Below are 5,823 nucleotides of genomic sequence, written 5' to 3'. Positions count from 1 at the left end.
ACCCGTCCAGCAGCGCGCCTTCGAACTCCTCGCCGTCAACCCGGATCGTACCCAGTAACGGTACCCGCGCTCTCAGAAAACAGCTGAGGGATCAAACCTTTATCGATGCTAAAAGAAGGAAGCTCAGACTAACCAGTGCAATTCGAATGGACCGTGAAGGGGACCCTGCAGGCCCGCGCGTGTTGCATTCGGATGTCGATACCGAGAGACGCTGACGCCGCTGGCCAACTGGCATTGTCGACGCGAATGCCCCGCAGCCAGGATGGGTCGGGAGCGATCTGGATTGCGCCTGGCGACACAAGCCATGAGTTATCTTTCGAGGGTATAAGGCGATCGTAACGCAGGAGGCGGGTCAAGCCGTCGCAGACAACACAGCTTTCAACTTCTGCACCGCGCTGTCCGGCGTGGTCAGAACCGGTCGTCCCGTCGCCTCGGCAACCAGCGCCGCCGCGGGCGCCATGCTGTACTGCGCCAACGCGATCACATCGCAACCGCGCAGGTCCTTGGCGGCCTCCATCACGATACGATCGTGCTCGGCGCGATCGCCGCGATCGAGCGCCGCCATGCCGCCCTCCGCAAGCTTCGGTACGATCTCGACGGAGGATGGAAATTCCCGCGGCATCGAAGCCAGCGTCGGCGGGAACGTCGAGAGCAGGCCGATCCTGCGGCCTTGCCGGACGGCCTGCTCGATCATCGCCTCGTTCGGCTTGAGCACCGGAATCGGTGCCTGCGCGTCCGCCACCGCCTCGATGCACGGGCCGAATGCCGAGCAGGTGAACAGGATGGCGTCAGCGCCGGTCGAGGCCACATAACGGCCGATCGCCAGAAATCGCTCGGTCATGACATCGGTGAGCCGGCCGTCGCGCGCCAGATCGGCCGACAGGCTGTCGTCAAGCAGGTTCATCAGGCGTGCATCCGGCCAAAGTCTCGTGAATGACGCCTCGATCGGCACGATCGAGTGCTTGAGCGCGTGGATCAGGGCAATGCGCATGCGTGCGGGTCCGGTTGCGAACGCGGCGGGTCGTCGCAACCCGCAGCGCCGCTCCCTTATCGCCCAAAGCGCGGGCCTACATCAAGCGTCCCCTTGGTCTCGCCTGGCCGAGTCGGCGCTTGCCGCCCTGAGCCCCGAGATGCGCCCTCACAGCTCACAGCAGCGATTTCGGCAGCAGCATATGAATGCCCTTGTTGCCGTCGACGAGTTGCGTGACGCGCAGATTGCCGGCCAGCGAGCACAGCATGTAGGCCTGGTTGCGCGACAGATTGGTGCGCTCGCAGATATGCTTGACCATTTCCCGCACCGCCTGCTTGGCGGCGTCGTCGAGATCCTCGTCGAGCCCGATCGACATCAGATGCGTGGCGCTCTCGGCGAACGGCCAGGACAGCTCCATGTCCTTGCGCACGGTGAGACGAAACGTGCCGGTCACGCCGGTTTCCAGCGCGGTGATGCAGACCTCGCCGTCGCCCTGCACGCCATGCCCGTCGCCTGCGAAGAACAGCGCGCCTTCGTTGAAGATCGGCAGATAAAGTGTGGTGCCGGGGCGCAGCTCCTTGTTGTCCATGTTGCCGCCAAAGCTGCGCGGCACCGGCGAGCCGCAACGTCCCCAGGCCGGAGGCGGCGCAGTGGCGATGATGCCGAAAAACGGATCGAGCGGAATCTCGGTGCCCCACGGCATCACGCAGACATTGCGGTCGTGATCGACTTTGGGATGGATGGTCTCGTAATCGGTGTACTCGTCCGGCAGGGTGCCGAGCAGCGGCAGGATCGACACGAAGCCCCAGTCCTGGCGCACCTTCACGCTGATGATGTCGACCTGCAGGACGTCGCCGGGCTTTGCCCCCTTGACGTAGACCGGCCCGGTGATGAAGTGCGGTCCGGGGCCCTGCACCAGCGTGTCGAGCGCCAGCAGATAGTCGGCTGGAACCAGGCTCTTGTCCTCCGGCAGCGATTCCTTGCCGCCGGCCGGAAAGGAATGCAGCGTCACGGTATCGCCGGACGCGATCTCGAGCACCGGCGGCGTGGCGCTGTCGAGGTAGCCCCAAACCATATTTTCGGGCGACGAGGGTATCTCATGGCGGCGGGACATGGGCTTTCTCCGTTGTTGTCCTTCAGATCGAGATGTAGCGGGTCAGGAGCTCACGGCTCGAGGATTGCATCCGGCCCGCCTCCACGACCGTGCCGCGCGACAGCACCACGAAAGCATCGGCGAGGCTGATCGCGAAGTCGAGATATTGCTCCACCAGCAGCAACGAAATTTTTCCCTTCAAGGCCGCCAGAATGTCCCTGATGGCGGCGACGAGATTGGGCTGGATGCCCTCGGTCGGCTCGTCGAGGATCAGAAGACCCGGCCGGGTCACCAGCGCGCGCGCGATCGCGAGCTGCTGCTGCTGTCCTCCCGACAGCGCGCCGCCCGGACGCCGCCACATCTGCTTCAATACCGGAAACAGCTCGACCATCTCCTCCACCACCTCGGCACTGAAGGTGCCGTGCGCCCGCGCCGCCGCCTCGATGTTCTCGCCGACCGTCAGCTCCGCGAAGATCTCACGGCCCTGCGGGACGTAGGCCAGCCCGGCGGCGGAACGCCGATGCGACGCCCATCCGGATATTTCGGTGTCGTCGACCAGCACGCGGCCGCGGCTCACCGGCAGCACGCCCATCAGGCATTTCAGCAGCGTGGTCTTGCCGGCGCCGTTGCGGCCGAGCACGGCCAGGCACTCGCCCGGCGCGATCTCGAATCCGACCTGGCGCAGCACCTGCGCGCTGCCGTAATGCTGGTCCAGGCTTTCGACGCGGAAACGCACTGCTACCGTCCCAGATAAACGTCGATGACGCGTTCATCGGCCCTGGCATTGGCCATCGAGCCCTCGAACACGGTCTTGCCCTCGTGCAACACGGTCACCCGGTCGGCGATCCGCTCGACGAAATCCATGTCATGCTCGACAACGACGATCGCACGGTCGTCGCGCTTGAGGTTCTTCACGAGCACCGCGGTGCGCTCGGTCTCCTCGTCGGTGAGGCCGGCGACCGGCTCGTCCAGCATCAGGACTTTCGGATCTGACGCCAGCACCATGCCGATCTCCAACCATTGCTTCTGGCCGTGCGCGAGCTCGGACGCGGACCGCCCGGCGAGACCGGACAAGCCGATCGCTTCGAGCACTTCGTCGGCGCGACGATTGAGCGCGCCTTTCGCGAGCGTTCGGCGCAAGCCGCCCTGTGCGCCGATCTCGATGTGCTGACGTACATTCAGACCGTCAAAGATGCTCGGCTTCTGGAATTTTCGCCGAACCCCGGCGCGGGCGATCTCGGATTCACTGGCGCGCACGAGGTCGGTGGATTCGCCGAAGATCACCCTGCCCTGCCTCGGCCGCGTGATCCCCGAGACCACGTCGAGCAGCGTGGTCTTGCCCGCCCCGTTCGGCCCGATCACGGCGCGCACCTCGCCAAAATCGATCGCGAGCGACAGCCTGTCGATCGCCCGGAAGCTGCCGAACTCCACGGTGACGGCATCGATCACCAGCGCGGTCCCGCCCATCAGCGCAGCTCCGGCGTTTCGGACGCAAGCGGCCGCGAGATCAACGGCCGCTGCAATCTGAAGCTGGCGAGATCGATGAGCCCGTTCGGGAACACGAGGGCGACCAGCACGATCAGGCCCGACAGGATGAAGGGCCAGAGCTCGGGAGCAGCCGCGGACAGCCAGAATTTCAGTGCATTGACCAGCACCGCGCCGATCACCGCGCCGGTGAGATGACCGCGGCCGCCGATCGCCACCCACACCGCGATTTCGAGCGACAAATCAGGCGACAGCAAGCCCGGATTGATGATGCCGACCTGGGGCACGTAAAGCATCCCCGCCAGCGCCGCGACCAGCGCCGACAGGCACCAGATCAAAAGCTTCAGCAGCAGCGTGTCGTAACCGAGCGTGCGCAGCCGCACCTCGTCGTCCCGGGTCGCGATCATCAATACGCCAAAACGGCTTTGCAGCAGCCTGCGGCAGCCAAGCATTGCCAGCGCAAGCACCACGACCGAGACCGCGGCCATGGCGATGACGACCCCTCTCTGGCCGATCGGCCAGCCGAAGATGATGGTGAAGCCGGTCATGCCATTGTTGCCACCGAAGCCGGTATCGTTGCGGAACATCAGGAGCATGGCGACATAGACCAGCGCCTGGGTGATGATGGCGAAATAGACGCCGCCGACCCGCGAGCGAAACGAGACATAGCCGAAGACGCCGGAGATCAGGAGCGTCCCGACAGCGGCGACGATGATCGCATAAGAGAAGAAGCCGAGACCGGCCCAATAGAACGGGAAATCCTTCCAGCCCATGAACTGCATGAAATCCGGCACCTTGCCGGTGACCTCGAAGGAGCGCTTCAGCAGATGCATCGCGACCACATAGCCGCCGATGCCGAAGAACAGGCCATGCCCGAGCGACAGGATGCCGAGATAGCCCCAGATCAGGTCGAGCGCGAGCGCGAGCACGGCGAAGGCCGCGAGCTGGCCGATGGCGTTGGCAAAATACGCCGACAGGCCGAATGGAACTACGATCGAAATCAGGAGCAGCGCGGCCACCGCGAGCACGGTCGCCAGCACGACCAGAAACGGCCGGTCCGCCCACAGCGCGCTCATTTGCGCCTGCCCTTGAGCGCGAACAATCCCTCCGGCCGCCATTGCAGGAAGCCGATGATCATCAGCAGCACGATCACCTTGGCCGCGACGGCGCCCCACAACGGCTCGATCAGGACATTGATCTGGCCGATCCCGAGTGCCGCGACGATGGTGCCCGCGATCGTGCCGACGCCGCCGAGCACGACCACCATGAAACTGTCGATGATGAAATTCTGGCCCATCTGCGGATTGACGCTGTAGATCGGGGCGAGCGCGAGGCCGGCAAGACCTGCAAGGCCGGCGCCGAGCCCGAAGGCCAGCATGTCGACGCGCCGCACGGGAATGCCAATGCAGCCGGCCATCGCCCGGTTCTGGGTCACCGCCCTGATGTTGAGACCGAGCGGCGTCATCTGCATCAAGGCCCAGGTCAGTCCCAAGGTCAGGACCGCGAAGGCGATGGCGAACATGCGATTCCAGGTAAAGATGAAGTCACCAATCACCGGCACCCCGCCGGTGACATAGAACGGCGTCACGAATTGCAGGTTCTGGGTGCCGAACGTCACGCGCACCAGATTGATCAGGAACAGGCTGACGGCCCAGGTCGCGAGCAGCGACATCAGCGGACGCCGATAGAGGTGACGCAGCAGGATCGCTTCGAGCACGATGCCGATCGCGGCCGTGACCAGAAAGACGAAGGGAATGGCGATGATGAGGTACCATTCGACCAGGGCCGGCGCGAGCTGCCGCAACGCTTCCTGCACCAGCCAGGTGACGTAGCCGCCCAGCATGATGAACTCGCCCTGCGCCAGATTGATCACGCCCATCAGCCCGAAGATGACCGCCAATCCGATCGCGGCCATGAACAGGATGCTTGCGAAACTCAGGCCGTTGTAGAGCGTCGCCAAGGCATTGCCGATCGCGATGCCGCGGCCGATCGCGCGATTGGCGGCATCGACGGCGCGCTTGAAGTCGGGATTGGCGGCGTAGGCCTTGTCATTCGCAAGCGGCGCGATCAGCGCCAGCGCCCGCCGGTCGGCACTGTCGGCGATGCGTCCGATCGCCGCGATGCGTTTGGCCGGGTCCGGCGAATTCAGCGCCGCGGTTTGCGCCACCGCCGAGATCTGCGCCTTCAGGCCAGGATCGGCTTCCTCGCGAATCGCCGCTTCGAACAATTGCTCGGGCAGGCTCGCGGCCTGACGCTCCAGCGTGCGCAACGCGGC

The 5,823-nt window shown here is 64.8% G+C and carries 6 protein-coding genes; all 6 read right to left on the bottom strand.

The window, feature by feature from the left end; all coding sequences use genetic code 11:
* Positions 1-352: 352 nt before the first annotated feature.
* Complete coding sequence (locus WCB02_RS22255; RefSeq protein WP_423961468.1) at positions 353-991, bottom strand: aspartate/glutamate racemase family protein; 639 nt, start codon at positions 989-991, stop codon at positions 353-355.
* 154 nt (positions 992-1,145) lie between these two features.
* Positions 1,146-2,084 carry an acetamidase/formamidase family protein gene (locus tag WCB02_RS22250; protein WP_423961465.1) on the bottom strand — a complete coding sequence of 313 codons (939 nt, stop codon included), beginning with the start codon at positions 2,082-2,084 and terminating at the stop codon, positions 1,146-1,148.
* A 22-nt stretch (positions 2,085-2,106) separates the two neighbouring features.
* Positions 2,107-2,799 carry an urea ABC transporter ATP-binding subunit UrtE gene (urtE, locus tag WCB02_RS22245; RefSeq protein ID WP_423961463.1) on the bottom strand — a complete coding sequence of 231 codons (693 nt, stop codon included), beginning with the start codon at positions 2,797-2,799 and terminating at the stop codon, positions 2,107-2,109.
* Positions 2,800-2,801: 2 nt separating this feature from the next.
* A complete protein-coding gene (locus WCB02_RS22240; RefSeq protein WP_423961461.1) occupies positions 2,802-3,530 on the bottom strand; it encodes an ABC transporter ATP-binding protein in 729 nt (242 codons plus the stop codon).
* Positions 3,530-4,624 carry an urea ABC transporter permease subunit UrtC gene (gene urtC, locus WCB02_RS22235; RefSeq protein ID WP_423961459.1) on the bottom strand — a complete coding sequence of 365 codons (1,095 nt, stop codon included), beginning with the start codon at positions 4,622-4,624 and terminating at the stop codon, positions 3,530-3,532. The genes WCB02_RS22240 and urtC overlap by 1 nt, the downstream gene beginning before the upstream one ends.
* Positions 4,621-5,823: urea ABC transporter permease subunit UrtB (gene urtB / locus WCB02_RS22230; protein ID WP_423961458.1), on the bottom strand; the 1,203-nt coding region annotated here is incomplete at its 5' end. The genes urtB and urtC, both read right to left, overlap by 4 nt.

Source organism: Bradyrhizobium sp. (assembly GCF_049581145.1).
GTDB lineage: Bacteria > Pseudomonadota > Alphaproteobacteria > Rhizobiales > Xanthobacteraceae > Bradyrhizobium.
The sequence above is the reverse complement of the archived record's forward strand: the minus strand, read 5'-3'. Positions and strand labels throughout refer to the sequence as shown.